Raw genomic sequence first — 26,705 nt, 5'->3', positions numbered from 1 at the left:
GTTAGATTACCACCAAAAGTCTCAAAATTAAAGGAATTTTTTCACAGAATTAAAATTTATTTGGTACCAAATAACCGGTCACCAGCATCACCTAATCCTGGATAAATATAACCATTTTCATTGATATTTTCGTCCAAAGCTGCTGCATAAATATCCACATCTGGATTCTCTTTTTGAACAGCTTTGACCCCTTCCGGAGCGGCAACCAAAACGATTAAACGCATATTTTTGGCACCACGTTTTTTCAAAGCAGAAATTGCCATATTCGCCGAACCACCTGTTGCTAGCATAGGATCAACAATAAATAAATCACGTTGATCAATATCAGATGGTAATTTAACAAAATATTCATGTGGCTGTAATGTCTTTTCATCTCGATACATCCCAATATGGCCTACTTTAGCAGCTGGAATCATTTCCAAAACACCATCGACCATGCCCAAACCAGCCCGTAAAATCGGGATAACTGCCAATTTTTTACCAGCTAAAACTTTCTGCACCGTTTTGCCCATCGGTGTTTGAATTTCTTTATCTTCTAGTGGCAAATCCCGGGTAATTTCATAAACCATTAATTCGGCAATTTCATTAGCAACTTCACGAAAAACCCGCGTACCAGTGTTTTCATCCCGAATAATTGTTAATTTGTGTTGAATTAAAGGGTGGTTTAAAACTGTAAATTTAGACATGATTGTCCTCCTATTATTTAAAATGATTATTACCTGCAGATTTGTTCAAACGATTCATATAAGCAATGCCTAAATCTTGATCATCACTACCTTGAGCCAAAATATACTCAATATCTTCATTCAGATCAAATTGCCGCAAGCCAGCAAACAATAAATGACTAGCTGATTCTAATGAATCACCTAACGAAAACGTGGCTGTTGCCTGGGACAGATCTAATTTTTGTAAAATTGCATCAGTTGCCATGACTGCAAAAGTTTTCGTTGTCTGTTGCACCCAAGTTAATGCCGCTTCAAAATCATTAGGATGATCAACAATCACAACTTGAGCCTTAGGCGCATAGTGTTTATATTTCATGCCCGGTGCCTTAGGAATTTCACCCGCTTGAACTTTATGATGACTACTTTGAACTGTACCAATAACTTGCGCTAACTGTTCTTGGGTTAAGGCGCCCGGACGCAAAATTGTAGGCACTGAACTGGTCAAATCTAGGACTGTTGATTCCAAACCTACACGCGTTGGACCGTCTGCCAAAATCCCTGCGATTTTGCCATGTAAATCATGATAAACATGCTCTGGCAAAGTAGGACTCGGCTTACCTGACGTATTGGCTGAAGGCCCTACTAAAGGTTTACCTAACTGCGTAATTAGTTGTAATGTTAACTGATTATCGGGCATGCGGAATGCAGCTGTTTGTAAACCACCAGTCACCGTTTTAGATAATTTATCTTGAGCAACAGGCAAGATAATGGTTAATGGACCTGGCCAAAAGGTCTGCATTAATTTTGTCGCAACATTTTGATAAGTTGGAGCAGCGTACTGCCAAACCATATTAGCACTATTAACATGAACAATTAACGGATTATCGCTAGGACGCCCTTTTGCTTGATAGACCGCCGCTGCTGCTTGGGGATTTGTAGCGTCAGCACCCAAACCATAAACTGTTTCCGTAGGAAACGCCACCAATTGCCCCTCAGCCAATAGTTTTGCTGCTTGAGCAATATCATTTTTAGTAAACATCTTTGTTTCCAACAATTGTCTCACCTCTTTTCACTTTGGATTCGAAGAAATCGTGGTTGACCAGCTAAATCATGATAAAAATCTAACTGGTAACCTGTTACCTGTTCTTGAAACATTTTACTAATTTTTGCTTGTTGTTGAAAGCCAAATTCTAAATAAAGTCGACCATTGGGCGTTAGATATTGTTGAAATTCAGCAAAAATCAAACGATAATACTGAAGACCATCTTCAGGAGCAAACAGTGCCTGATGGGGCTCAAAATCTAACACTGATTGATCCATATAAGAAGTCTCCACACGACTAATATACGGAGGATTAAACACAATTGTGTCAAATTGCTGGTCCTTGACTGGAGCAAACAAATCTCCTAGAAGAAGATTCAATGACACTTGGCATTTTTGTGCATTCTGTGCCGCAACCGCCAGCGCACCATCACTAATATCAGTCACTGTAACGGTTTGATAATGTCCTTCCAACGCCAAAGTTAAGGCTAAGGCTCCGGAACCTGTTCCTAATTCCAGCAAGCTGCCCGTAGATTGATCCTGTAAAATTTGGGCAATCATCGCTTCACTATCCTGACGTGGAATTAATGTATCTTTATTAACATGAAACTGTCGTCCATAAAACCAGGCTTCACCCAAAATATATTGCGGTGGACGTCCAGTTTGCGCAGTTTGAACCACCATTTGATATTGTGACCATAACTGCGCCGTTAATTGATCTTGAGCATGGAACTGCAACTGCGTTGGGGTCCAATGCGTCAATTCTAACAGCAAATATTGTGCAACCTCTGCTCCTTGTTTTAGATCTTGAAGCATTAAAAAAGCCCATTGGAGGGCGTTAGTATAATTTGGTGGAACCATCTTGAATCTGCTCCAATTTCTGTGTTTGATCAGACAAAATCAAAGCATCAATCACATCATCTAATTGACCACCCATGATTTTATCTAGTTTATTTAACGACAAACCAATTCGATGATCTGTCACACGATTTTGTGGATAATTATAAGTGCGAATACGTTCTGAACGATCACCGGTACCGACAGCTTGCTTACGTTCGGCATCGTAACTACTTTGATTCTGTGATTCATAATAGTCATAAACTCTAGAACGCAAAATTTGCATCGCTTTTTCCCGATTTTGTTGTTGAGAACGCTGATCCTGCATTGCAACAACAATTCCGGTTGGCAAATGCGTCATCCGTACCGCCGAAGAAGTTTTGTTAATGTGCTGACCACCAGCACCAGAAGAGCGATAAACATCCACACGAATATCTTTAGGATCAATTTCTAAATCCACTTCATCATATTCTGGCATGACAGCTACGGTTGCTGTTGAAGTATGCACCCGTCCGGCAGATTCTGTCGCTGGAATGCGCTGAACTCGGTGTGCGCCATTTTCAAATTTGAGTTTGGAATAGACATTTTGTCCCGTAATCATGATCGCAACTTCTTTAAAACCGCCGACTTCCGTTTTGGTTTCGTCAATAATTTCAAACTTCCAACCTTGATTTTCAGCATAGTGTTCATACATATTTAATAAGTCACCAGCAAACAAACTAGCTTCATCACCACCAGCAGCCCCCCGAATCTCCATAATAATATTCTTATCATCATTAGGATCCTTAGGAATCATCAACAATTTAATTTTTTCTTCAATTGTTGTTAATTGTGGTTCCATCTCTGCCAAATCTTCCTTAGCAAGTTCTTCCAGCTCAGCGTCGTGGCTTTCACTCAGAACTTCACGACTTTCAGCAATGTCCGATTTTAATTGTTGATATTTTTGAAACTGCTCCACAACTTCTTGCATACTAGCTGCTTCTTTAGAAATTTTCAAATAACGCGGTGTATCACTAATTATTTCGGGATCGCTCATCATTTCTTGTAATTCTTCAAAGCGTTCCACTAAACCTTCTAATTGATCAAATACTTTATCCATTTTAGCTTTCACCTTCAATTTTAGGATGCCAATAGTGTTTACGGCAGACCGGATAATAAGACTCATTACCACCGATATGCAATTGTTCACCACCATAATCGGGTTGACCATTGGTAATGCGCAAGTTCATCGTAGCTTTTTTCTCACAAAACCAGCAAATAGTTTTCATTTCTTCAATTTTGTCAGCATAAATCAATAGTGCCTGTGAACCAGTAAATAACTTGTTCATCGAATCATTTTTGAGACCAAACGCCATCACTGGAATATTAAAATCATCCACAACATGGGCAGCTTGGCAAACTTGTGATTCCGTTAAAAATTGCGCCTCATCAATTAAAATACAAGAAATGGGATCTGTTTGCTTTCGAACAATTTCCAACAAATCTTCTTCACGTTGTAAAGCTCGTGCATCTCGCTCCAGTCCAATGCGACTCGCAATCTTACCCACGCCATTACGATTATCCAAACCACTAGTCAGTAACAAGACATGCTTGCCTTGCTCTTCATAATTATGAGCAACTTTGAGGACTTCGATAGATTTGCCCGCATTCATCGCACCATAGCGAAAGAATAATTGTGCCATTACCAAAAACCTCTTTATATTTAGATTCACTGTTTACCATTATACCCAAATCTAATAAAACTTCTATATAAATTATCATTCTGTCACGCCGTAATTATTGAATTTATGGTATGATTTTTTTATTAATTAATATGGGTGGTTGTTCATGAGTTTAAAATCCAAACTAGCTGTTTTCTGCGGACGTTGGTCTTATCAAATTTTGCACAATATATTTCATCGCGGTAGTTCTTTGCCCGGCAAATTGGCCTACCGCTTGGATCCAAATGTCTTAAAGGAATTAAGTCGTGATTATCAAGTGATTTTGGTAACTGGAACAAACGGGAAAACTTTAACCACATCTTTGATTACAAAAATTCTGCAAGAAAAATACGATGAAGTTTTGACTAATTCCACTGGTTCCAATATGGTTCAAGGGATCACTACGACTTTTTTAAGTCAGTCCAGTAGCAATGCCAAAATCGCGATTTTAGAAGTTGATGAAGCTAATGTAGAAGCTATTTGTCAAGCCATGACGCCCAGCGCTTTTGTGCTAACTAATATTTTTCGCGATCAGATGGATCGTTATGGTGAAATTTATACAACCTGGAAAAAAATTCGTGCTGGTATCAAATTGGCACCACAAGCTAAATTAATTATCAACGCTGACGCGGCTATTTTTAATGTTGAGGATTTACCTAATTCCAAAATTTATTATGGTTTTCAAAATAAAGAACAAGCTAAGGAAGATTTGCGTGCGGACTTTAATGTTGATGGCGTGCTTTGCCCCAAATGTCAGCATATTATGCACTACCGCATGCTGACTTACGCTAATTTAGGCGATTATTTTTGCCCTAACTGTCATTTTCAACGTCCCAATTTGGATTATCAAGTAACTCAAGTTGATGAGTTAATGCCCAACCAGTCCAGTTTTAGTATTGATCGAAATGATTTTATCATTAATATTGGTGGTATGTATAATATTTATAATGCCTTGGCAGCTTATGCGGTGGGCAGTGAGTTCGCCGTTTCGCCCAATCAAATTAAAGAAGCTTTTAGTTACAACGAGCAAGTTTTCGGACGCCAAGAAGTGATCAATTTGCAGCAAAAGCAATTAACTATCATTTTAGTTAAAAATCCAGTTGGCTTAAACCAAGTGATTACTACCTTAAATTTTGAAAAAGAACCTTATTTATTAGGCTTTCTGTTAAATGCCAATTATGCTGACGGGATTGACACCAGTTGGATTTGGGATAGTAATTTTGAGGAACTACCTTTTGACCAGATTAGTCAAGTCATTACCGGTGGCGAACGTTGGCAAGATATTAATTTGCGTTTTCAAATTGCAGGCACACCCGAAAACAAATTGAGTAATCAAGCAAGTCTGGATTCTTTTTTACAAGCAATCCAACAGCAATCGACCGACAAAATTTATATTTTGGCAACTTACACCGCTATGTTGCAATTACGAAAAAAATTAATTGACCAGGGATATATCAAACAAAAAATGTTGGATTGAGAAACGTGCCTCATTTAGACAAGGCGCGTTTTCATTTTGGTTCGTAACGCTTGCCTTCAAGTTAACTTGAGGGAGTATACTCCTGTTAATTTATTGAGAAAGAAGGAGATTAAATCGAAAAATTTACTAATTATTGGCGCTGGCGGTCAAATTCCCCGCTATTTGATTCCGATGCTAAAAGAACAAACTGAATTACAATTAACTTTATTTAGTTCACATGCGGACGATTTGCCGTACCAAAATGTTCAAAAAATCACTGGTGATGCTAATGACTTTAAACAATTGAGTCATGCTATGAAAAATCAAGATGCTGTTTTCATGGATTTTGACAAAAAGTCCACGACACAATTAGTTGTCCAAGCGATGGAAGTAAATGGTGTTCAGCGTATCATTCAAGCTGGCGTTTTAGGTGTTGATAATGAAGTGGTTGAACCTTTTTGGTCTTGGAATCAACAAATCTTAGGCATCACAGCTGCTAAAAATCGCGGAAACGAAGTCCTCGAAGCTAGTAATTTAGATTACACTTATATGCGCATGACTTGGCTATACAATGGTGAGAAAAACGCGTATGTGGTTAGCCCTAAAAATGAACCTTTTACAGGGGTTCAAATCTCGCGGAAAGCTATTGCGCAGTTTGTAATCGACAATTTAACTGGCAAACGAAACGATGTGAAACAAAGCGTAGGTTTATGGGAACCCGGATCTGAAAACAAACCTAAACCAGATTGGTATTAAATATTTATTATTAGAACAAAAAACGATTTCTATACAGAGATCGTTTTTTTTTACAATGTTATTCTTTCGAAAAAAGTAGATGAACACCACCGTCACTCAACTTTTTGGCCGTTTGAAACTGGAAAGTATCATCTACAAATTGACCCAAAGTATCAAAGGCAGCTTTTTGGGAACTATCACCACTCACATGCGGCGCCACTACTAGCGAAATCTCATCGACAAGATGTGCCTGCAAAAAAACACCATCAATCATGGAACCACCACATAAAGCTAAAGTTTCGATTTGAAAATACCGTTTTAATTTCTGCAAAACATTATTCAAATCAAATTCAGTTTTTCCACTAACCAAATATGGAATTTGCATAGATCTTAAAAAAGCTAAATATTGTTTACTAGCTTGTTTGGTCACCACTTCAATTGCGCGCATTTGCTGTCCATTATAGGCGAAATAATTCTGTTGCCAACCGCACTTACCATACCGATCAAAGGATACCGACCAAGTTTCTGCTTGAACAGCTGGGATCCAATCGGTGTAATCAATTCCCTGAATATCATATTGGTTCAAATCCGGCTGTCCTGAAGCCGCGTACATTTGAATCGTTCGTCGTCCGTTACCGTCAGCGTTACTTAATTTAAACAACTCATCAGAATAATACCGACTGGACTCCCCACTACCATACGGACCATCAATTTTGCCATCAATCGAAACGTACATATGCACAATCACCTTACTACGATCCATAATCACAACACTTCCCCTTATAATTTTTGACTATCTTTTTACGAGTATAAAAATTAAAGTAGACTTTAAGTCAATTAATTTAAAGCATTCAATTTAGTCATGATTCAATTTATAATAACACCTAAAGTTAACCACAAATAAAGGAGAAACTTTGATGACAACTTATGAAATTGGAACTTTCAGCCAAAAAACAGGTTTATCCGAATCCACGTTACGCTACTACGAAAAAGAACAACTAATTCAACCGCAGCGTCACGCCAACGGTCACCGTTATTACACTGACAAAGATGCAGACTGGCTCAAATTTTTAGATCATTTAAAAGGAACGGGTATGAGTATTAAAGATTTAAAAATTTATATTAATTGGCGGGCACAAGGCGACCAAACTATTCCACAACGGTTAGCATTGCTGAAACAGACGAAAGCTGAATTTTTGAAAAACTTGGAAGATATTCAACATCATCTGCAAATTTTAAACGATAAAATTAACTGGTATGAAGCCAAACAAGCCGGCATCATTTCTGATCAAGAACAATTTGCGCAGTATTTGCAAAAATTAGGTCATCAAGAATAAAGTCTTTTTAGTTAGTAACCATTTGGTGATTCTGTAAATGCTCATATAGCTTTTGTAGGACGAAAAAGACCAAGCCAAATAAAAGTAAAATCCCATCTTTTTGCAGCAACGATTCACTCAATTGCACTTGACTGGCAACGACATCATTAGCCTGAACAAACCAATACGTTGGCGTAAACGTAGCAATTTGCGTCGTAATCTGTGGCAAAACTGAATTATTAACAAAAACGCCGCCTAAAAAACACGAACCTAAAACATAGGTATTCTCAAAAACAGTAATGGAATACGGATGCTGAGCTATACTGGTCAACAGTGAAGCCAGCGCAATTGTCGTGAAGATAAAAATTCCTGTATTCAACCAGAAAAGTAACGTTTGCTGATTCCAATATCCTTGTGAAAACAACATGCTCACAAACAAAAAAACCAAGGAAATCAAAATCAGATAACTCAACAGCGCTTGATTAATTTGCGCGTTAATTTTCTTTAACGGTTGCGGTGAAGTAAAGTTACGTCGATAAATTGCCGTTTGATTAAATTTAAGTCGAACTGTGCCAAACAAATCCAAAATCACGAGCGCAATTCCATAGGCCAAACTACTGTAGATTGCGGATGCTTTTTCCTGCTTTATTTGTTGAACATAAGCTTGATCGTAGCGCACTTGCACCTTTTGTCTGAGCTTGGCTTGAGTTTTAGCTAGAATCTGAGACCACGAAAATTGTGGATTAGCTTGCTTGAAAGCAGTCAAAGTATTGAAATATTGATCAACCATTCCATCCACCAACGAAGCTGCTTGATTAGTAGCATATTTTGTGTTTAATTTAATCTGATGTCCTGCCTGTAACTGCTGTTGCAAGTCAGAAGGTAAATAAATTACACCATCAATTTGCCGATAGTATAGAGCATCATCAACAGCGTTCGCCTGCTTTTTGAGTGACTGAATTTTTGTCTGTTGAGTTAAATATTGTGCCAAATTACGGGCAGTGATAGATTTCTTGCAACCCAAAATTGCTATTTTAGGTTCATCCAAACTTGATTTGGAATTGATAAAATCTTGAGCAATAAAAATCATCATGAATAAAGTAACGACTGTGCCCAAAAACAAGATTCCTAAATTTTTATATATGAGCTTCCAAGTCACTTTATAGATGTTCATACGCATTTTTCCTTTCCAAAATTAGATTAATTAAAAAGATGATACACAAAATGCCAATCAACCAAGCTAAGTTGGTATAAAACGGCTGTAAATCTTGATAAAAGAAGAGTTGATAAAAACAGTCACCTAAAAGTGTATTCAAATTAATGTTGCCTAATAAAGGTAAATGTTGCCCAATCCAAAATTTTAAATCAATCGTCCCCATTAAGCCACTGAGCATGGCTGCGCACAAAACAATTACTAATCCAAGATTGGACTGTTGTGCATAACTTTTAGAAACGAGAAGCTTATTCCATAATTGACCGCCGGAAATTGACAATAAACAACCCAGTGCAATCACCAACAACAACCAACCCCAGCGTGTGCCAAACGGAATATCCAAACCCCAATGAAAAAAGGCTAAGATCAATAAGACCAACAAATAAAAGACCAGCCAAGTCGCTAATAGATCGCTCAACCAAATCTTTAAATAACTGGTGGGACCGACCCGTAAACGCACCCCGAGCGCTGATTGTTGAGGTTGTTCGTCACGACCCAAAGTCAAGCCCAACATGTAACCATCTAAAATAGTAAACGCTAGCAGGACAAAAAAATAAAAACTAAAACTATTAAAATGACGTTTTTGATCTAGTCTGGATGTCCAATGGCGCAAAGAAATGCGCCTGGAATTTTGCGGCATTTGCTGCTGATGATTATTTTGTAAATAAGCCGTTAAAAAGTTGCGTAAAATCTGTTGCGCAAAACCTTTTTCAATCAAATACAAAGTCCATTTTTGATGTTGATTTTGCTGAAAGTAACCTGCAATTCGTTGATGTCTGAGCAAATTTTTTGCTTTCGATGCCGAAGTATGTTGAACATGAAATAATTTTTGTTGATTAGCTTGTTTAGTTTGTATCAATGTCTGGTACAAAAATTGCTGTTGCTCATTGCGACCTACTACTGCCACAGCAATCGGTTGAACATTTGGTGATTGATTTTGATTCATTAATTTTCCAAAGGCCAATTTCATCAAAATACCCATAAGCATCGGAAACAAAACTAACCAAAATAATAAGATTCGCTGATGACCAAACATTTTTAGTCGGGCTAAAATTAATTGTTTCATAAATCACTCCTTGGCATCGCGCAACTGGCGACCAGTAATTGCTAAAAAGACATCATTCAAATTAGCCGTCTGTATGCGTAAATTCGTATACAAAATATGCTGTTGCTGCAAATATTCCAAAATCACAATTAAATTTTGGTTCAAATTTTGATTAACAATTGTGAGCTGAGATAAACTGTACAAAACCTGTTGCATTCCCGGCATTTGCTCAAGTTCAACAAGCTGTGACGAACTAATTTGTGCTATATCCAATGTTAAAGTGCCGGTAGTCTGAATTAATTGCGTTAATTGCTCTGTAGTGCCTTGCGCTATAACGTCACCATGATCCAAAATTACAATCTGCTGACACAACTGTTCAACTTCTTCCATGTAATGCGTCGTGTAAATAATGGTTGTACCTTGGTGATTTAACTGCTGAATACTGTCCAGAATTTTATTGCGACTCTGCGGATCGACCGCTACTGTCGGTTCATCTAAAAAAAGTAATTCTGGTTGATGCGCAATTCCACAAGCAATATTCAGACGTCGTTTTAGGCCACCACTCAATTGTTTGGGGTAGTATTTTGCAAAATCCTGCAATTCTACTAATTCCATCGCTTGTTGAACCAAAAATTGACGCCGTTTTTTATTTTGAATATACAGACCACAAAAGTAATTTAAATTATCCAGCACTGTTAATTCGTCAAATAAAGCCAATTCCTGCGGAACCAAGCCAATCCGCTTTTTCATCGCATAATTCGTGGGCGTCATGGTTTGCCCAAAAATCTTAATTTGTCCGCGATCAAACTTTAACAATCCTAAAATGCAATTAATCAAAGTCGACTTACCACTACCATTAGGCCCTAATAACCCCAAAATTTGACCCTTAGGCACCGTTAAATTAAGATGATTCAAAACTTTATTTTGGTTGTATCGTTTGACTAAATTCTGCACTTCGATTATCAAGTTTGATGTCTCCTATCATTCATGAGCTATATTTAATATAATGGAAATGGTGTTCATTTAATAGTGACATCTGGCCTAAAATAAGATGACATTTGTCATAGGAGAATTAAAAATGAACAAATCAAGGGCGTTCAATCAAGTATTCATAATTGGTGGCGTATGTTTTATCTTATTTTTTCAGCAACCACTTCAACCAACAGCAGTCATGTATCCTTTAATCAGTCTACTCTGTTCAAGTTTAATTATGCTACCCCTGAAAAACTGGCAATATTATTTACCACTCGGAATCTTGAGCATTTTGGGTAGTTGGCACCTAAAATTTTGGTACTTCTCGCCTTTAATTCTAGCAATGACCCTATTCAAGCAACCGCCTATTTCACGAAAATTAGTCTTTATTTTGATACTGATGCCAACGCTGATCCATTGGCAATGGCAAACTATTTTGATCGTTGGCTTAAATTGGCTTGTTTTGGAAATGACTACTTTAAACGGCAAAATTAAACATTTGAAAAGGCAAATCCTCCAATTACAAGATGATAGTTTTGAACAACAGAGGCAATTAACACAACAAAATCTTGCGTTAACAAAAGCTAGCCAAACGCAGCTACAACTGCAAATTGCCAACGAACGCAATCGAATTGCCCGTGATATTCACGATAATGTGGGCCATTTATTATCCAGTAGTATCTTGCAAGTGGGCGCCTTAAGTGCCCTTAATCAAGAACCCGTCGTTAACGAGTCCCTAACCAATTTACAAATAACCTTGAATCAAGCTTTAAACAGTATCCGTACCAATGTTCATCAACTTCAACAAAAGGCAATGACACTTAGCGATGGATTAACATTATTAAGTAAAAATTTTCAATTTTGTCCTATAAAGATTCAAGGCACTATTTTTCAATTAGATGAACAGTCGACTCAAGCCCTTTTGGCAGTTATTAAAGAAACTCTGACTAATATTATAAAACACACAAACGCCAAGCAAGTCGTGTTAAATTTTCAAAATTTACTCGGATTTTATCGTTTACAAATCAAAAACGATGGCGCCAACGATAATTATCAGATTGGTATGGGTCTAACTGATATGATGGAGCGGATCACTGAGATTGGTGGTCAGATTCATTTTCACGTTCATCAACATCAATTTTTAATTACAATTATCTTAATGAAGGAGCAAGTACATGGCTAAAATTATTATCGTCGACGATGATCAATTAGTAACGCAAGCTTTAACCACGATCATTCAAACCGATTCCACATTAACAGTCCCCGCTTGCGGACACACTGTTCAAGACGCCATCAATTTATCTAAACAATATTGTCCAGACGTTTTATTATTAGATATTCGGATGCCTGACGGTTTAGGTTTGCAAGCCGCTCAAAGCATCTTCAAAAAAAATGAACAAGCGAAGATTTTATTACTAACAACTTTTAGCGATGATGAATACATTAATGAAGCTCTAGCAATCGGAATTCAAGGATATTTGATTAAGCAAAACTTTCAGGCTATTGTTCCAGCAATCCATGCTGTTTTGAATCAACAATATGTGTATGGCGACGAGATTATCCATAAAATGCAGGCTCAATTAACAAATCAAGCGCCATATCACACGACAACAAACCTAACAGATCGTGAGCAAGACATCTTACAGCTCGTGGCACATGGTCAAAACAACAAAGAAATTGCCCAAACACTATTTTTGAGTGTGGGTACCGTACGTAATCTGATCAGTCAATTATTGTTAAAATTAGAATTGCGGGATCGGACGCAATTAGCAATTTTTTATTATCAACATCATTAAAAAAGTGCCCACCAAAATGCTAATGATTTTGGCAGACACTTCTTTTTATTTAATTCACTGTAAAAACAAATCCACAATGGCATCCCGTTCTAAGAAAAAACGTTGATTCTGTACTAAAGGATGCACCCGATTACTTAAAACGATCAATGCTCGCTGACGCTGTTTGTCAATTAACCAAAAATTACCCGTAAAACCCGTATGATATAAAACAGCCTGTCGAACACAATTAAGCCTTAAATCCCAACCAAAGGAACGCCCTAACTGCTTTTTAGTAAAATCTTGAAATAAATAATCAATCATTGTTTGCTGAATTGGCGGATGTATCGTTTTCGTTTGCCCCAAGAACCACTGTGTAAAGACTAAAAGATCGGCCACACTCGCAAAAAGTCCAGAGGAACCACAATGTGGTCCCAATTGCCAAGCTTTCGGATCATGAACTTGTCCCTTTAACCAATAACCAGCTCGTCGATTAGTTACCACACACAAATCCGGATCAGGCTTAAAAGTAGCCATCGGTAATTTTAACGGTTGCAAAATTTGCTGTGCAATTACAGTTTGTACTGGTTTTTGATACAACTGCTCAATGATCAAACCTGCTAAAATGGGTCCAGTATCGGTATAGCGCACTACCTGTTCAAATTCATCAGTCACCGGCAATTGTTGAAGCGCCCGCAACAATTGGGGCGCCGATAATTGATCACGATGCGGAATATAACCACGAATACCTGAAGTATGCGTCATCAAATGTGTAATTGTCACTCGAGAATCTTGAAAATATGGCAAGAAGTCCGCTACTTTTGATTTCCACTGCAGCTGACCTTGCTCAATTAAATGTAATAAAAGTGTAGTTGTTCCTAATACTTTCGTTAATGACGCCAAATCGTATAATTGATCGGCTTTCAATGGTGTAACACTTGGTTGCCAACTATTAGCACCGTAATAATCTTGAATAGTACATTCGGGCGTTATAAATGCAAAACTAACTCCCGGTACGACTTGCTCATTGACCAATTGCTTAATTTTGGCACATAAATACTCTGCTCGTACGACCATTACAAACTCACATTGCCACTAAATTGGGCATTATACAAATCCGCATAAAAACCGTTTTGCGCCAACAATTGCTCATGCGTACCTGTCTCCATAATTGAACCGTGATTCATCACGATAATCTGGTCGGCATCTTGAATCGTGGACAAACGATGTGCTACCACAAAGCTCGTGCGACCTTCAAGTAAGCGCGTCATTGCGTGTTGAATCTTGACTTCTGTTCTGGTATCCACTGATGATGTTGCTTCATCCAAAATTAAAATTTCGGGATCAGCCACAAAGGCTCGGGCAATCGTCAATAACTGCCTTTGACCTTGCGAGATATTGGAAGCTTCCTCATTTAAAACGGTTTCGTACCCTTGAGGCAATTGTTGAACAAATTCATCGACGTGAGCAGCTTGTGCAGCCGCCATAATCTGTTCATGCGTCGCGTCTTCACGCCCGTATTTTAAATTATCATAAATACTACCCGTAAATAACCATGTTTCCTGTAAGACCATCGCAAAATGGGAACGCAACTGCTCTCGTGTCAAATTCCGTGTATCTCGACCTGCCAATTTAATCGAACCGCTATTAATATCATAAAAACGTTCTAATAGGTTAATAATCGTTGTCTTCCCAGCACCAGTCGGTCCAACAATAGCGATCATCTGCCCCGGTTTGACCTCCAAAGAATAATCCTGTAAAAGGATGGGCTGATTTTGATAGCCAAATTGCACATGATCCAATTCGATCAAATTATCGGTTTGCGTATCTGGCACATCCACATGTGTTTTCTGCATTTCTGGCTCATCCATAATTTCAAAGATGCGCTCGGCTGAAGCAACTGTCGCCTGAATGGTATTCGCCAAGTTTGCCAATTGATTAATTGGTTGGGAAAATTGTTGAGTATATTGTAAAAAGGCTTGAATATCCCCAATCGGCAAACGTCCATGTGCCACTTGAATTCCACCATAGATGGCCACACCAACGTAGCCTAAATTATTCACAAAAGTCATTAATGGCATCATTAACCCCGACCATAATTGTGCTTTCCATGCAGCTGAATACAAACGATCATTTTCTTCTTCAAATTCGGCTAAAGTTGCAGGTTCATGATTGAAAGTTTGGACCACTAAATGGGCCCCGTAATTTTCTTCAACTTGATTGTTTAACAGACCTAACGATTTCTGTTGAGCCGCGAATGCTTTTTGTGATTGAGGAGCTATTAATCCAATTAACACTATACTAACCGGAACTGTTACTAGTGCAATCAATGTCAGCTGCCAACTAATCGAAAACATCATCCACAAGGTTCCTACTAAAGTCACAACGCTGGTCACCAATTGCGTGATACTTTGCTGCAGCGTTCCCGCAATATTGTCCATATCATTAATCGCCCGCGACATGATATCACCATTATCGTGTGTATCATAAAAATTGACCGGCAATAGCTTCATTTTGTACTTCAAATCACGTCGCAATTTGAAAACGGTTTGTTGCGAGGCACGTGTCATCAAAATTTGTTGTAAAAAGTTAAAAATGGCCGATCCTACATACATTAAGCCAACAATCATTAAGATTTGGGCAATTTTGTGAAAATCAACAGGAAATTGCGTCACATGAATTCCCGCTTTTTGCTTAGCTATTCCTGCCATCACACCCTTAAAAATTTCAGTGGTTGCTTCCCCCAAAATTTTCGGTGTTTTAATTTGAAAAATAGTCGCGGTAATTGCCAAAATCAAAACCACAATCAAAGAAACAATATAATCCGATAAATACCGAGCCAAACGCCACGTTGTTTTCCAAAAATTTTGTGGTTTTTGCCGATTTATATTCTGTTTACTAGGCATCTACCGATCCCTCCTTTAACTGAGATGTGATAATTTCTTGATACATTGCATTGGAAGCTTTCAGTTCTTGATGTGTCCCACAACCAATCATCCTGCCTTGATCCAAAACCACAATCACGTCGCTGTCCGCAATTGTAGAAATCCGTTGTCCGACAATGACAATTACCTTTTGCTGCATTTGCGGATCGTCTTTGAGAGCCTGCCGCAATTTGGCATCCGTTTTGAAGTCTAACGCTGAAAACGAATCATCGAACACATAAATATCCGCATCTTTAACCAATGCTCGGGCAATCGCTAAACGCTGCTTTTGACCACCAGAAAAATTATCACCATTTTGTTCCACAGTCTGATCCAACGTTTCGATAAATTCATCAGCTTGCGCAATCTTTAAAGCGTGCCATAACTTATCATCGGTCGCAGTTTGGTCACCATATTGCAAATTAGCACGCACATTGCCCTTAAATAAAATTGATTTTTGTGGCACCACTGAGACCCGCTCCCGCAAATCTTTAATTGTTAAGGCTCGTATATCCTGACCATCAACTTTAATTACGCCAGTTTCTGGATCATATAACCGACTAATCAAACTAATTAGTGTCGTTTTACCGGAGCCCGTGCCACCAATAATTCCCACACTTTGTCCACTTTGAGCTTGAAAATTCACTTGCTGCAAAGACAGTTGTGGTGCATCTTGATAGCGAAATGACACATCATGAAAACTCAATGACGCTTCATCATCCAACATTTTACTAGTCTGAGGTTCAGACAGCTGCTTCTTCAAATCCAAAACTTCACGAATCCGTACCCCTGAAGCCTGCGCCCGTGGGACTACCACAAAAATCATCGACAACATCATGACACTCATCAAAATTTGTGAAGCATAAGTCATGAACGCCAGCAAATTTCCAATTTGCATAGTTTGCATCGAAATATATTTGGCGCCCAACCATGTAATCGCAATATTTGTCCCACTCATAATCAAGGTCGTTAGTGGCGACATCACTGCAATAATTGAAAATACTTTTTGTGCATTATGCGTATAATCTTGATTGGCTGCGGCAAACCGCTTTTGCTCCCAATCATCTTGACGAAATGCCCGAATCACACGCACTCCCGTCAATCCTTCACGAAAAACTAAATTAAGACGATCTGTTTTTGCCTGCATCTTGCGAAATAAAGGATCAGCAAAATACAAAATGACTGCCACAATAATAATTAAAATAGGTAGAACAATTACAAAAATTTTAGTTAATTGCGGATTTTTTTGATAAGCCATAAAACTAGCACCAATCATCATAATTGGCGCCATAATCATCATTCGTAGCATCATCATCGTCACATTTTGCATCTGTACCACATCATTCGTGGTCCGCGTAATCAACGATGACGTTCCGATTTGATCAAATTCATCATTGGATAAATACAAAACTTTACGATAAATATCATTACGCAAACGTTTACCTAACTTTTGTGATGCTTGTGATGATAACAAGACATTCAAACCTGCGGCCACAATTACCGCCAAAGACACCCCGATCATGTGTAGACCAGCTACTATGATATAATGAGTATCGCCCTTAGTAATGCCTTTATTAACAATATCCGAAGTAATATTGGGAATATACAACGTCCCCATCACCTGGCAAACCATAAATAAAATAGAACCCCACACGGCAAGCATAGGAATCCTTTTTCGCATAATATGAAACATTCTTTTTACCAGCTCCTTGCAGAAAGGTTGATTCATGAAATTTTTTGAACAAAATAAGAATTATTTTAGCACAATACTAAAACTAGTTGGTCTCATTATTTTTTATTTAATTCAACAGTTGCCACTGCTAATTTTGCAATTAGTTAATAAGTTACACTTTTCACCGATGCAAAGCAATATCTATTTTGTAATAGGTGTTGTTTTGGCTTTGAGCATGATGTTGGTGACTTTATTGAAGACGCAAATTTTTTCCACCCAAAAATTAAATCTCAAAAGTTATAGCTACCTTTTAATTACGTTTTTCATTACAATTTTAATTAATCATTTATTGTTGCCCTTGATGAAAACGAGTGGTAACACCAATGTTAACGGTTTGCTGAAATTGGCTGGTAGTTCGCCCGTCTTTTTTCTTCTTTATGCCGTTTTTATCGCACCGATTACGGAAGAAATTTTATTTCGCGGCTTTATTATCAACTGGTTCTTTCCCAAGCATTTAGCTTGGGGAGCGTTTTTCAGTGCTCTTTTATTTGGCCTAATTCATGTTTCGCAAGATCCAATTTATTTTCTGTCAAAATTTTTGATTGGTTGGTTACTAGGTCTCCTTTATCTCAAAACGCACAACATCAAAAGTAATATTTTATTACATCTTTTGAATAATTTGGCGGCATTTTTTATTTAGGTACTTGACGAGTAGACGATTTTTCAGTAGAATACTTATTGTTTGATTGCCCGTTGGTCAAATGGTTAAGACGCCACCCTCTCAAGGTGGAGTTACGGGTCCGATTCCCGTACGGGTGATAATTATAATTTACGTTAAAAAAGTTCCCTTATGAGGGAACTTTTTTGTTTTATAATAATCTTGATTTAAAGGAGGAATAAATGTGAAAAAACAATATAAACATTTGGCGAAAATAGGAAAATATACATATCCTTATTCATCGGAACAAAAGGAAAAGAAAGACTTAGAGAATTTAACAACACTTGGCAAAGAAATCACAAGACTTTGTTTTAACATGATCATTTTTCTCATTATTACATATCCACCAATTTTAAATAAGCAAGGTTATGGCTATAGAATAATTTCAATTATATTGTTTACCATTGCCATAATTTACTTCAGCATGGATGCTTTTGATATTTCTATGTGATACTCTAATAAATTACCTAATAAAGAGCTATTAGATTTTAGCGATAAGTCACGTACAATTATAAATATTTATAAATTAGTAAACCGTTCTTTATGTGTAAATTTTATTTCTGAACTAATCATGTATGTTCTGCTCAAGCTAAGAGTTAGCATTCCATTATCAGCCTCTTTGAGTTATTTTATCATTATGACTTACATTTGCACTATTTTTCCCATGTTAATCAATTGTCCAAATAAATTACTTGCATCTAAAGATGATAAGTCCGTAATAAAACTGAGAAAAAATCATAAACGTATTATTTGGATATCTACCATTTTCATTTTTAAACTCATTTTAGTTATATTAGCTCTGGGGATAATAAGCCTCTTATTTTTCGGAGTACTAATTTAAAATTTAGTTCTAAATCCATCAGTCACAACAATTGCCAACATCATTCGTACAAAAGCAGAATTAGTTACATCATGATCAACTAAAACATCCCTTACTTTATCCTTAATTGCAGCAATTATTCATGTTTTAAGACGTTCTATAAATAATGGTTGCACGACAATCACCAAAAAATAATAAAGTTAATTTGTTCATTATGATCTAAAAAATTAAAAAGCTATTCGCACAATATACTTCAAAATTGAATTAATTTCGAAATATATTATCGAATAGCTTTTTCCTATTTTTATTTATCTCTCGCTTCGTGAATAGTTCTTCACGTCAGCGACCACGCTATCAACAAACATACTGACATCTTCCGTACTACTATCCTGTTCGCCATATTTTCGAACAGAAACGGTGGAATCTTGGACTTCTTGATCACCAATCACGACCGTATATGGTACTTTTTGCGTTTGTGCTTCGCGAATCTTATAATTCATTTTTTCATTGCGCGCATCAATCTCTACACGCAAACCTAATTTACGCATCCGCGTCTGTAATTCTTGAGCATAATCCAAATGATATTCATTATTAACGGGAATAATTTGAACTTGGACAGGCGATAACCAAGTTGGAAAGGCACCCTTATACATTTCAATCAAATAAGCAATAAAACGTTCCATTGTCGAAATCACACCACGGTGGATCATCACTGGACGGTGCTCTTGACCATCTTCACCCACATAAGTTAATTGGAATTTTTCGGGTTGCATAAAATCTAATTGAATCGTTGATAAAGTTTCCTCGTTGCCGAGAGCAGTCTTAGTTTGGACATCCAATTTTGGACCATAAAAGGCTGCTTCACCTTCAGCTTCGTAATATTCCAAGCCCAAATCATCCATCGCCGACTTCAACATACCTTGGGAACGATCCCACATTTCATCATCATCAAAATACTTTTCAGTATTAGCTGGATCACGATAACTCAAACGGAAAGTATAGTTATCAATATTGAAATCTTTGTAAACGTCCATCATCAACTGCAAAACTTTCTTAAACTCATCTTCAATTTGTTCCAAAGCCACAAAAGTATGACCATCATTCAAAGTCATTTCCCGCACCCGTTGCAAACCAGACAAGGCACCTGATTTTTCATAACGGTGCATCATGCCCAATTCCGCAATCCGAATCGGTAATTCACGATAAGAACGAATATGATGCTTGTAAATTTGAATATGTGATGGACAATTCATTGGGCGCAATTCCAACATCTCGCCGTCACCCATATCCATTGGTGGAAACATATCTTCACGATAATGCGCCCAGTGACCGGAAGTCTTATAAGCGTCCAAATTCATTAACACTGGTGTATAAACATGCTCATAACCGGCCGCAATTTCTTTATCAGTGATGTAACGCTCAATCGTCCGTCGAATTGTTGCACCCTTAGGCATCCAGTAAGCCAAACCAGAACCAACTTTAGGATCCACAAAGAATAAATCTAAATCGCGACCAATCGTCCGATGATCACGCTCTTTAATTTCAGCCCGCCGCTTCAAATCAGCTTGTAAATCTTCATCATTCATAAAGGCAGTCCCATAAATCCGTTGCAACATGGGGTTGCTGGACTTACCTTGCCAATAAGCTCCCGCCACTGATAGCAATTGATAATACTTCAAATCACTGGCTTTGGGCAATAATGCTTTTTCACCAAAACTAATAAACTCACCCATTTGATAAACAGGAATCTGCACGCTATCAATGGATTTTAAAATTTCCGTTTGGTAAGGATCATCACTAAAACGAGCAACCAAATCTTCTTTTGCCATTAATTGACGTTCAATTGGCGCATTATCCTTAATCAATTTATTAACATCTTGCATCAAAGCAGATAATTCATCAACACTAACTTGGTTCTCAGCCTTATCGGTATCTAAATAAAAACCATCATTGTTCACAGCTTGTTCGCCAAAATGAATTGCAGGATATTTTTGCTTTAACGCTGCACTCAACAAGAATACTGCAGTATTCCGAGCAACTTCTGGAGCTGCATCATCTTTCTTCGTGACAATTTCTACTTGTGCGTCTTGAACGATAGGCCGATTGATATCCACCAAAACGCCATTAACTTTGGCAGCCACCGCCTGCTTTTTTAAACTATTACTAATCGATTCAGCCACTGATAGCGGTGTCACATCTTGTGCAAACTCACGCTTGGAGCCATCTGGAAATTCTAAGGTAATTCGAGCCATTTTCTCCTCCTAAAAATAAAAAACGCCCCTTAAACTATTAAATAGTCTAAGGGACGTCGTTGACGCGGTTCCACCCACATTAAGTAATGAATTACTTATCTTCATCAGTCGATAATGTGACCAAACCAACACTAATATCAATTTTATTTAGTTAAGTTTTCTGATGAGCGACTTTCAGTCTAAGGTCAACTCTCCCTGCAAAGAAAACTTTCAAGCTATGTTCACATTAAAACACGCACTTTTATTTTTTGCAAGTCAACTTGACTATTTTTCAAAACGACGATTAGGACCTGACAAGATAACTTCATGTGATAAATACCGCACCCGTTCCATAATGCGCGCGGCTTTGATAGGTTCTTGGTCACCACGTTGATTAATGGTCAAATGTTTTTCCAAATCTTTCATCGCAAAATTCGAAGAGAAAAAAGTCGGCAATTGTTCCTGCATCCGATACTGCAAAATCACGCCCAACACTTCATCACGGATCCACGAACTCAAAGAATCCGCCCCAATATCATCCAACATCAAAATCGGCACAGTCTTGATTTGATCAATCCGACTCAAAACTGAATTATCGTGAATCGCATTTTTCATTTGTACCGTGAACGTCGGAAAATGAATCAGCAAAACTGCAACCTGATTTTGGACCAATTCTTTAGCAATAGCTGCCAACAAATACGTCTTACCAATGCCAAAATCGCCCGACAAATACAAGCCCGGCGTAAATTGCGGCTTGGTCGTGTAATCAATAACAAAACGATAAGCGGCTGCCAAGGCATTCTGCCGGCCACTAGCACCTTGCGCAAAAGCTGTTAAATCGGCTTGTTTAATATCACTACTCATATCAATTGTCATAAAATTTTGCTCAAAACGTTGCTGTTCTTTGTGTGCGATTAATTCTTGATCTGGTTCATAACTAACTTGAATCGCCCGATTTTTAAAAATTAATCGTGGTTGATAACCTGCCGCAAACGCATTCATATGCTTTTTAGCCTGCACAAACTCGTAAATTGCATCCAAACCTTGCTGCAAGATTGCTTCATTAACTTGTGCTTGATGTTCCTGCAAAAATTGTTGCACATCAGGATCTTTAACCGCCTGCGCTAACAAATCTTGATATTGATCTTGCCATTTGCGGTCTTTAATAATTCTTGACAAAGACTGGGATAACTTTTCCATTTACGCACCTCATTGGGGCTTCTTGTTTAATTTTTGCAATTGTTGCTGCAATTTCGCTAATTCAGTGGGACTAACTTCTTGACTGGAAGCTTGTGACCAATCTGTGGCTGCTTCTTGTTTAGTCGACTTCTTACTTTTTCGCACACGCTTTTGCTGTGGAAAACTTTGTAAATATTTGACGGCTGCCGCTGCTGAAGTCAATTGGTGCTGCATCCAGTCACCCGCAATTTTTTCGACAAAACTATTCGTCAAAGTAGCCGAATTATCCAGCACATAATTCACCAAAATATTAATCACTTCATCTGGCAGAATATGTCGCGCCTGCAATTTACGTAACACTTGGACATCCGAACTGAACACTGCCACACCTTTTTGCCGCTTTTTAGCTGCTAAAAATTCAGCTGGTGCCAATTTTTGTGCTGACCGCACTAATTGAACTTGTTGCTGCGGTAAATCCTGCAAGTTTTCCTGTGGCTTTTGTTTGGGCTCTTCTCCAGACAGCCGTGCCTGCATATTGGACCGTTTTTCATACTTTTTTTGCACTAACTTTGTTAACCGTGGCAAATCAATTTGATTCGTCTGCAAATTGATTGTTTTGGCAATTAAATTCGCTAATTCCATCTCATCCAAACCATAAAATGTATGCAAATTAAACAAATCTGTGCGCGCAGTTTGAATTTGAGCCGCAGATACTTTCAGTGGTGCCAAACGTTGCGCCAATAAATCCCAATCAAATTCTGCCATCTGTTGTGTTGTATATTGCACCTGCTTAGGCAAAACGGCGCTAGTTTCACTAGGCGCATCCACCACAGCATTAGAAAGCCGAAAAACATCTAAAAAACTCTTCGTAATTTCCTGTGCTTGATGTAGATTGTGTTGCATTGGAGCATATTTCTTCCGTAATTTTTTAAAATCCGGTTGCCCAATTTTTTCCATTAAAAACGTCGTCAAAATATTATCACGCATAAATTCCGCACCGGTTAGCGGACGTTTGAGTTGGTAAATTAAATAATGGCCCCAACTATCTTGATTTTGAAATGTTTGCAACAAAGCCAACGCTTCTAATTTGATGCGAGCAGCATAAAATGCATGTGCATCCAGATCTAATAAATTTAAAAGTTGGGCATGTGGCTGGCGTTGTGACAGCAAAGGTTCTTGATGTTGCCACAATAATTGATACAAACTCAACGCGTGACTCCCCATCAGTGGTTGATATAAATCGGTTAAGACTTGATAATCAAGTTGCGTTAAAGTGCTCTCACTGACAACCCAATAGCCCCATAACGGATCCACCATTGCCGAATTACTTGTCATGATCAGTATCCTTATCTAATTGATGACGTGTCGTCATCATATCTTGAACTTCTTGCATAAAACCATTAATATCTGTAAATTGTCGATAGACGCTCGCAAAACGAATATAGGTAATATCGTCAATATCCACTAATTCTTGCATCACAAATTCCCCAATTTTGCGTGAAGGAACTTCATTTTCGCCCATCGCCTGAATCTGCGCCTCAACTTTATTAACTAATTTATTCATGTTTTCTAAAGTGACCGGTCGTTTTTCAGCCGCTCGCACAATGCCCCGTAACAATTTATCACGATTAAATTCCTCACGACTACCATCCTTTTTCACAACTAAAATTGGCACCTGTTCCACACGCTCAAAAGTTGTAAAACGATAACCGCAATTTTCACATTCACGCCGCCGCCGAATGACCTTGCCCTCATCGCTCGGCCGACTATCCGTGACGCGTGAAGCATTTTGTTGGCAATGTGGACAAATCATATTCCTTACTCCCTTATATCTGCGTCAAAAGCGCTTGAACTTGTTGCGCCAATTCGTGTGGACCTTGGGTATTATCCAAAACAAAATCCGCGCGCTGACATTTTTGTGCGATCGGTAATTGACTGTTTATTCTAACGCGTGCTTGCGCTTTTGTGAAGCCATTGCGCTGCATTAGCCGCGTTAATTGTTGTTGCTCGGGCACAGAAACCACCACAATTTGATCAACCAACCGCTCGTAATGTTGTTCAAACAGTAACGGGATTTCAAAAAACACCTTGGATTCACCAGCACGTGCTGCGTCCATTTGTGCTAATAATTGTTGACGAATGACTGGCTGTGTTAACTCATTCAAAATTTGCAGTTTGGATGCATGACCAAACACAATTTGGCTAAGTTGAGCACGATTCAAACTACCATCACGATTTAAAATGCGTGAACCAAAGCGCTCCGCCAATTCGTGAACGATTGATGGACTAGCGATCAGTTCTTGAGCAACTTGGTCGGCATCAATCACCAAAAAACCTGCTGCTCGAATTAATTCACCAACCGTGGTCTTCCCGCTAGCAATTCCACCTGTAATACCAATAACCTGTCCCATTAGTTCAACTTCTGACAATGAGGACAGAAATGTGTTCCACGACCACCAACTTTGATTTTCTCAATTGTAGTACCACAACGTTGACACGGCTTGCCATCCTGCTTATAAGCCCTTAATTGCAGCTGAAATTGTCCTTGATTCCCCGCAGCATCCACATAACTACGAATTGTCGTCCCACCAGCCGCAATTGCGGCTTGAATCGTGTCATTAATTGCTGAATATAAAGCTGTGAGTTGCGCGGTCGTCAAATTGTTAGCGGGTTCTTCCGGATTAATTTGCGCTTGCCACAAAACTTCATCGACATAAATATTGCCTAAACCAGAAACAACTTGTTGATCCAACAAAACCGTTTTTATATTTTTCTTTTTACGCTGCAAACCATCCGCCAAAGTTTCGTAAGTGTAAGCTGGAGTTAAGGGTTCTGGTCCCAGCTTAGCGATACCCTTGGTGGTTAATTCTGCTGTTCGGGGGACAACTTCCATCCGGCCAAACTTGCGAACGTCCCGATACCCCAAATAACGGCCATCACTCAAAGTAAAAATCACATGCACGTGCTTGTCAAAATCTTGCAAATTATCGCGCACTTGATATTTACCTTCCATGCGCAAATGACTAATCATCGTCAAGTCATCGCCAAAATGAAATAATAAATATTTGGCTCGCCGACCAACGTCAACCAACTCTTGACCTATCAACAATTGCTTAAATTGGGCAATTGGATTGACTACAATTTTGGGATAACGGACATCAATTGCAGTAATTGTCTGCCCCTTAATCATCTGATTCAATTCCCGACGAACTGTTTCCACTTCTGGCAATTCCGGCATATGATAACTTCCTTTATATAATTAAGTTGAATTCACTAATGACATTATACTATCTTCTGAAAACAGCGCAAAGTCATGGAGGGTTATCAAAATAAGTGGTTCAAATGATGACAAAAAGAGCAGCGCTAAATAGCACTGCCCTTTTAATAACATATCAATTGTTGACAAACTTGCATCAGCACTCATCACCGTGACACCTTGCACTAACGGTTGACTAGCCGTATAACCCTTGACAACCGGCACCTGATATTCATCAAAATTACCGATACTCCAAGTCCCATAAACCGTCTCATGAGTTACTTGATCGACGTACAAATTACGATGTAAAACAGCAACTTGATTCTCATGTTTCATTGCTCCACTTGGATAGTGAACATTAATCACGCGCAACATTGTTTTGGATTCCGATGACTGCTCCATTTGATCTTCCACATAAGCCTGAATCACCTGCTTGCCTGAAGCATCAATCGTAATCGTAGCTTGCGGCTGATAAATCAATTCATAACCATTCGGTACGCGATAATAAAGGTTATAAGTTTCACCAGCATAACCTGTCAAAGCTTGCGTACCAACTTCTTTACCAGCAGAATCTAAATATTGAATTGTAACCGTTTGTTCAACCGGTGTGTAATAAATATCAACAGTTTGATCCTGCGTATCACCATCAATCGCTTGCGCTACCACGTTATCCACAGAAGCTTGATAACCAGCCAAGGCAGGCACTGGATAGCTGTCCCATTGAGCTTTGGACCAAGCACCATAAGTGAGCGTGCCATCATCATTATAATGAACAGTCCGTTCAATCATACCAGTTTGATTTTCAGTCTGGACTTGCCCATTTGGCTGATGCACATTGATGGTGCGGGTAACAGCTTTAGTTTCGCTATCACCATCGACTAATTGTCCCACATCCCATTCATAAGTGGTTACTTGATCACGACCAGTTAAATTTGTAAGTTCATCAATCGTATAACTACGTCCCCTTTGATAACCGCTAACTGCAACCCAGTTATTAGAAGAAGTCTTATTATGAGTTCCTGGCATTGTTTTGCCAGTATGATCCCCCAATGATCTTAATGTTAACTGCACGAAAGGACCAACAACAACACGACACAAATTTGGACAATAAATAAATGTATCTTCTAATCCTAATCCATGATCAAGAGACACA

Annotated in this window: 26 protein-coding genes and 1 tRNA gene; 8 read left to right on the top strand and 19 right to left on the bottom strand. The window is 38.4% G+C overall.

What is annotated here, in order from left to right; all coding sequences use genetic code 11:
* Window positions 1–56: 56 nt before the first annotated feature.
* The 5 genes from upp to MOO45_RS03200 are packed head-to-tail and all read right to left on the bottom strand — an operon-like array spanning window position 57 to window position 4,225.
* Complete coding sequence (gene upp / locus MOO45_RS03220; RefSeq protein WP_249514947.1) at window positions 57–686, bottom strand: uracil phosphoribosyltransferase; 630 nt, start codon at window positions 684–686, stop codon at window positions 57–59.
* Window positions 687–699: 13 nt separating this feature from the next.
* Window positions 700–1,716, bottom strand: coding sequence for an L-threonylcarbamoyladenylate synthase (locus tag MOO45_RS03215; protein ID WP_249515142.1), 1,017 nt, complete (start codon window positions 1,714–1,716; stop codon window positions 700–702).
* 8 nt (window positions 1,717–1,724) lie between these two features.
* Complete coding sequence (gene prmC / locus MOO45_RS03210; RefSeq protein WP_249514946.1) at window positions 1,725–2,522, bottom strand: peptide chain release factor N(5)-glutamine methyltransferase; 798 nt, start codon at window positions 2,520–2,522, stop codon at window positions 1,725–1,727.
* Between the two features lie 22 nt (window positions 2,523–2,544).
* Entirely contained in the window at window positions 2,545–3,642 is a 1,098-nt protein-coding gene (gene prfA / locus MOO45_RS03205) for a peptide chain release factor 1 (RefSeq protein ID WP_249514945.1), read from the bottom strand.
* Between the two features lies 1 nt (window position 3,643).
* On the bottom strand, window positions 3,644–4,225 hold the full coding sequence (locus MOO45_RS03200) for a thymidine kinase (RefSeq protein WP_249514944.1): 582 nt from the start codon (window positions 4,223–4,225) through the stop codon (window positions 3,644–3,646).
* Between the two features lie 145 nt (window positions 4,226–4,370).
* On the opposite strand from MOO45_RS03200, the gene MOO45_RS03195 reads away from it, so the two are divergent.
* Together MOO45_RS03195 and MOO45_RS03190 are read left to right on the top strand one after the other, a co-directional pair.
* Window positions 4,371–5,720, top strand: coding sequence for a Mur ligase family protein (locus MOO45_RS03195; protein WP_249514943.1), 1,350 nt, complete (start codon window positions 4,371–4,373; stop codon window positions 5,718–5,720).
* 93 nt (window positions 5,721–5,813) lie between these two features.
* Entirely contained in the window at window positions 5,814–6,455 is a 642-nt protein-coding gene (locus tag MOO45_RS03190) for an NAD(P)H-binding protein (protein ID WP_249514942.1), read from the top strand.
* Window positions 6,456–6,513: 58 nt separating this feature from the next.
* Here MOO45_RS03190 and MOO45_RS03185 read toward each other — a convergent pair whose 3' ends face one another.
* On the bottom strand, window positions 6,514–7,197 hold the full coding sequence (locus MOO45_RS03185) for a dihydrofolate reductase family protein (RefSeq protein WP_249514941.1): 684 nt from the start codon (window positions 7,195–7,197) through the stop codon (window positions 6,514–6,516).
* Between the two features lie 154 nt (window positions 7,198–7,351).
* On the opposite strand from MOO45_RS03185, the gene MOO45_RS03180 reads away from it, so the two are divergent.
* Entirely contained in the window at window positions 7,352–7,771 is a 420-nt protein-coding gene (locus MOO45_RS03180) for a MerR family transcriptional regulator (protein WP_249514940.1), read from the top strand.
* A 7-nt stretch (window positions 7,772–7,778) separates the two neighbouring features.
* Here MOO45_RS03180 and MOO45_RS03175 read toward each other — a convergent pair whose 3' ends face one another.
* The 3 genes from MOO45_RS03175 to MOO45_RS03165 are packed head-to-tail and all read right to left on the bottom strand — an operon-like array spanning window position 7,779 to window position 10,974.
* Window positions 7,779–8,924, bottom strand: coding sequence for an ABC transporter permease (locus tag MOO45_RS03175; protein WP_249514939.1), 1,146 nt, complete (start codon window positions 8,922–8,924; stop codon window positions 7,779–7,781).
* Entirely contained in the window at window positions 8,911–10,029 is a 1,119-nt protein-coding gene (locus MOO45_RS03170; RefSeq protein ID WP_249514938.1) for an ABC transporter permease, read from the bottom strand. The genes MOO45_RS03175 and MOO45_RS03170 overlap by 14 nt, the downstream gene beginning before the upstream one ends.
* 3 nt (window positions 10,030–10,032) lie before the next feature.
* Window positions 10,033–10,974 carry an ABC transporter ATP-binding protein gene (locus MOO45_RS03165; RefSeq protein ID WP_249514937.1) on the bottom strand — a complete coding sequence of 314 codons (942 nt, stop codon included), beginning with the start codon at window positions 10,972–10,974 and terminating at the stop codon, window positions 10,033–10,035.
* A 112-nt stretch (window positions 10,975–11,086) separates the two neighbouring features.
* On the opposite strand from MOO45_RS03165, the gene MOO45_RS03160 reads away from it, so the two are divergent.
* The gene (locus tag MOO45_RS03160) at window positions 11,087–12,163 is read left to right on the top strand and encodes a sensor histidine kinase (RefSeq protein WP_249514936.1); all 1,077 of its coding nucleotides are present in this window, start codon (window positions 11,087–11,089) and stop codon (window positions 12,161–12,163) included.
* Complete coding sequence (locus MOO45_RS03155; protein ID WP_249514935.1) at window positions 12,156–12,776, top strand: response regulator transcription factor; 621 nt, start codon at window positions 12,156–12,158, stop codon at window positions 12,774–12,776. The genes MOO45_RS03160 and MOO45_RS03155 overlap by 8 nt, the downstream gene beginning before the upstream one ends.
* Window positions 12,777–12,830: 54 nt before the next feature.
* Here the strand turns inward: MOO45_RS03155 and MOO45_RS03150 are convergent, their stop codons facing one another.
* From MOO45_RS03150 to MOO45_RS03140, 3 genes are read right to left on the bottom strand one after another with little or no spacing between them, the layout of a single operon-like run.
* Window positions 12,831–13,829, bottom strand: a complete 999-nt coding sequence (locus tag MOO45_RS03150) for a serine hydrolase domain-containing protein (RefSeq protein ID WP_249514934.1) — start codon at window positions 13,827–13,829, stop codon at window positions 12,831–12,833.
* Window positions 13,829–15,658, bottom strand: coding sequence for an ABC transporter ATP-binding protein (locus MOO45_RS03145; protein WP_249514933.1), 1,830 nt, complete (start codon window positions 15,656–15,658; stop codon window positions 13,829–13,831). The genes MOO45_RS03150 and MOO45_RS03145 overlap by 1 nt, the downstream gene beginning before the upstream one ends.
* The gene (locus MOO45_RS03140) at window positions 15,651–17,369 is read right to left on the bottom strand and encodes an ABC transporter ATP-binding protein (RefSeq protein ID WP_249514932.1); all 1,719 of its coding nucleotides are present in this window, start codon (window positions 17,367–17,369) and stop codon (window positions 15,651–15,653) included. Before MOO45_RS03140 ends, MOO45_RS03145 begins: the two co-directional genes overlap by 8 nt.
* A gap of 34 nt (window positions 17,370–17,403) precedes the next feature.
* Between MOO45_RS03140 and MOO45_RS03135 the strand changes: the two genes are divergently transcribed.
* From MOO45_RS03135 to MOO45_RS03125, 3 genes are all read left to right on the top strand, one after another.
* Window positions 17,404–18,048, top strand: coding sequence for a CPBP family intramembrane glutamic endopeptidase (locus MOO45_RS03135; protein WP_249514931.1), 645 nt, complete (start codon window positions 17,404–17,406; stop codon window positions 18,046–18,048).
* Between the two features lie 47 nt (window positions 18,049–18,095).
* Window positions 18,096–18,167, top strand: a tRNA-Glu gene (locus MOO45_RS03130).
* 83 nt (window positions 18,168–18,250) lie between these two features.
* On the top strand, window positions 18,251–18,517 hold the full coding sequence (locus MOO45_RS03125) for a hypothetical protein (protein ID WP_249514930.1): 267 nt from the start codon (window positions 18,251–18,253) through the stop codon (window positions 18,515–18,517).
* Window positions 18,518–19,194: 677 nt separating this feature from the next.
* Here MOO45_RS03125 and thrS read toward each other — a convergent pair.
* The 7 genes from thrS to MOO45_RS03090 form a co-directional block, all read right to left on the bottom strand.
* Window positions 19,195–21,138, bottom strand: coding sequence for a threonine--tRNA ligase (thrS, locus tag MOO45_RS03120; RefSeq protein ID WP_249514929.1), 1,944 nt, complete (start codon window positions 21,136–21,138; stop codon window positions 19,195–19,197).
* Window positions 21,139–21,402: 264 nt separating this feature from the next.
* A complete protein-coding gene (gene dnaI, locus MOO45_RS03115; RefSeq protein ID WP_249514928.1) occupies window positions 21,403–22,317 on the bottom strand; it encodes a primosomal protein DnaI in 915 nt (304 codons plus the stop codon).
* A gap of 9 nt (window positions 22,318–22,326) precedes the next feature.
* Window positions 22,327–23,631 carry a DnaD domain protein gene (locus MOO45_RS03110; protein ID WP_249514927.1) on the bottom strand — a complete coding sequence of 435 codons (1,305 nt, stop codon included), beginning with the start codon at window positions 23,629–23,631 and terminating at the stop codon, window positions 22,327–22,329.
* The gene (gene nrdR / locus MOO45_RS03105; protein WP_249514926.1) at window positions 23,621–24,109 is read right to left on the bottom strand and encodes a transcriptional regulator NrdR; all 489 of its coding nucleotides are present in this window, start codon (window positions 24,107–24,109) and stop codon (window positions 23,621–23,623) included. Before nrdR ends, MOO45_RS03110 begins: the two co-directional genes overlap by 11 nt.
* 13 nt (window positions 24,110–24,122) lie before the next feature.
* Window positions 24,123–24,707 carry a dephospho-CoA kinase gene (gene coaE / locus MOO45_RS03100; protein ID WP_249514925.1) on the bottom strand — a complete coding sequence of 195 codons (585 nt, stop codon included), beginning with the start codon at window positions 24,705–24,707 and terminating at the stop codon, window positions 24,123–24,125.
* Window positions 24,707–25,534 (bottom strand): bifunctional DNA-formamidopyrimidine glycosylase/DNA-(apurinic or apyrimidinic site) lyase, encoded by an 828-nt coding sequence (mutM, locus tag MOO45_RS03095; RefSeq protein WP_249514924.1) that lies wholly within the window; start codon window positions 25,532–25,534, stop codon window positions 24,707–24,709. Before mutM ends, coaE begins: the two co-directional genes overlap by 1 nt.
* 21 nt (window positions 25,535–25,555) lie before the next feature.
* Window positions 25,556–26,623 carry a mucin-binding protein gene (locus MOO45_RS03090; RefSeq protein WP_249514923.1) on the bottom strand — a complete coding sequence of 356 codons (1,068 nt, stop codon included), beginning with the start codon at window positions 26,621–26,623 and terminating at the stop codon, window positions 25,556–25,558.
* Window positions 26,624–26,705: the final 82 nt, after the last annotated feature.

It is taken from the genome of Bombilactobacillus folatiphilus, assembly GCF_023380265.1.
Classification (GTDB): Bacteria; Bacillota; Bacilli; order Lactobacillales; family Lactobacillaceae; genus Bombilactobacillus; species Bombilactobacillus folatiphilus.
Note: the sequence above shows the minus strand (reverse complement) of the source record. Positions and strands in the feature narration are given on the sequence as shown.

What these genes read in the sequence shown, in the direction of transcription:
- MOO45_RS03140 (WP_249514932.1), bottom strand. Translation starts at nt 17,369, where the DNA reads ATGTTTCATATTATGCGAAAAAGGATTCCTATGCTTGCCGTGTGGGGT.
- thrS (WP_249514929.1), bottom strand. Translation starts at nt 21,138, where the DNA reads ATGGCTCGAATTACCTTAGAATTTCCAGATGGCTCCAAGCGTGAGTTT.
- MOO45_RS03160 (WP_249514936.1), top strand. Translation starts at nt 11,087, where the DNA reads ATGAACAAATCAAGGGCGTTCAATCAAGTATTCATAATTGGTGGCGTA.
- upp (WP_249514947.1), bottom strand. Translation starts at nt 686, where the DNA reads ATGTCTAAATTTACAGTTTTAAACCACCCTTTAATTCAACACAAATTA.
- MOO45_RS03135 (WP_249514931.1), top strand. Translation starts at nt 17,404, where the DNA reads ATGAAATTTTTTGAACAAAATAAGAATTATTTTAGCACAATACTAAAA.
- MOO45_RS03200 (WP_249514944.1), bottom strand. Translation starts at nt 4,225, where the DNA reads ATGGCACAATTATTCTTTCGCTATGGTGCGATGAATGCGGGCAAATCT.
- MOO45_RS03155 (WP_249514935.1), top strand. Translation starts at nt 12,156, where the DNA reads ATGGCTAAAATTATTATCGTCGACGATGATCAATTAGTAACGCAAGCT.
- nrdR (WP_249514926.1), bottom strand. Translation starts at nt 24,109, where the DNA reads ATGATTTGTCCACATTGCCAACAAAATGCTTCACGCGTCACGGATAGT.
- dnaI (WP_249514928.1), bottom strand. Translation starts at nt 22,317, where the DNA reads ATGGAAAAGTTATCCCAGTCTTTGTCAAGAATTATTAAAGACCGCAAA.
- prmC (WP_249514946.1), bottom strand. Translation starts at nt 2,522, where the DNA reads ATGCTTCAAGATCTAAAACAAGGAGCAGAGGTTGCACAATATTTGCTG.
- MOO45_RS03170 (WP_249514938.1), bottom strand. Translation starts at nt 10,029, where the DNA reads ATGAAACAATTAATTTTAGCCCGACTAAAAATGTTTGGTCATCAGCGA.
- MOO45_RS03180 (WP_249514940.1), top strand. Translation starts at nt 7,352, where the DNA reads ATGACAACTTATGAAATTGGAACTTTCAGCCAAAAAACAGGTTTATCC.
- MOO45_RS03110 (WP_249514927.1), bottom strand. Translation starts at nt 23,631, where the DNA reads ATGACAAGTAATTCGGCAATGGTGGATCCGTTATGGGGCTATTGGGTT.
- MOO45_RS03175 (WP_249514939.1), bottom strand. Translation starts at nt 8,924, where the DNA reads ATGAACATCTATAAAGTGACTTGGAAGCTCATATATAAAAATTTAGGA.
- MOO45_RS03185 (WP_249514941.1), bottom strand. Translation starts at nt 7,197, where the DNA reads ATGGATCGTAGTAAGGTGATTGTGCATATGTACGTTTCGATTGATGGC.
- mutM (WP_249514924.1), bottom strand. Translation starts at nt 25,534, where the DNA reads ATGCCGGAATTGCCAGAAGTGGAAACAGTTCGTCGGGAATTGAATCAG.
- MOO45_RS03145 (WP_249514933.1), bottom strand. Translation starts at nt 15,658, where the DNA reads ATGCCTAGTAAACAGAATATAAATCGGCAAAAACCACAAAATTTTTGG.
- prfA (WP_249514945.1), bottom strand. Translation starts at nt 3,642, where the DNA reads ATGGATAAAGTATTTGATCAATTAGAAGGTTTAGTGGAACGCTTTGAA.
- coaE (WP_249514925.1), bottom strand. Translation starts at nt 24,707, where the DNA reads ATGGGACAGGTTATTGGTATTACAGGTGGAATTGCTAGCGGGAAGACC.
- MOO45_RS03150 (WP_249514934.1), bottom strand. Translation starts at nt 13,829, where the DNA reads ATGGTCGTACGAGCAGAGTATTTATGTGCCAAAATTAAGCAATTGGTC.
- MOO45_RS03195 (WP_249514943.1), top strand. Translation starts at nt 4,371, where the DNA reads ATGAGTTTAAAATCCAAACTAGCTGTTTTCTGCGGACGTTGGTCTTAT.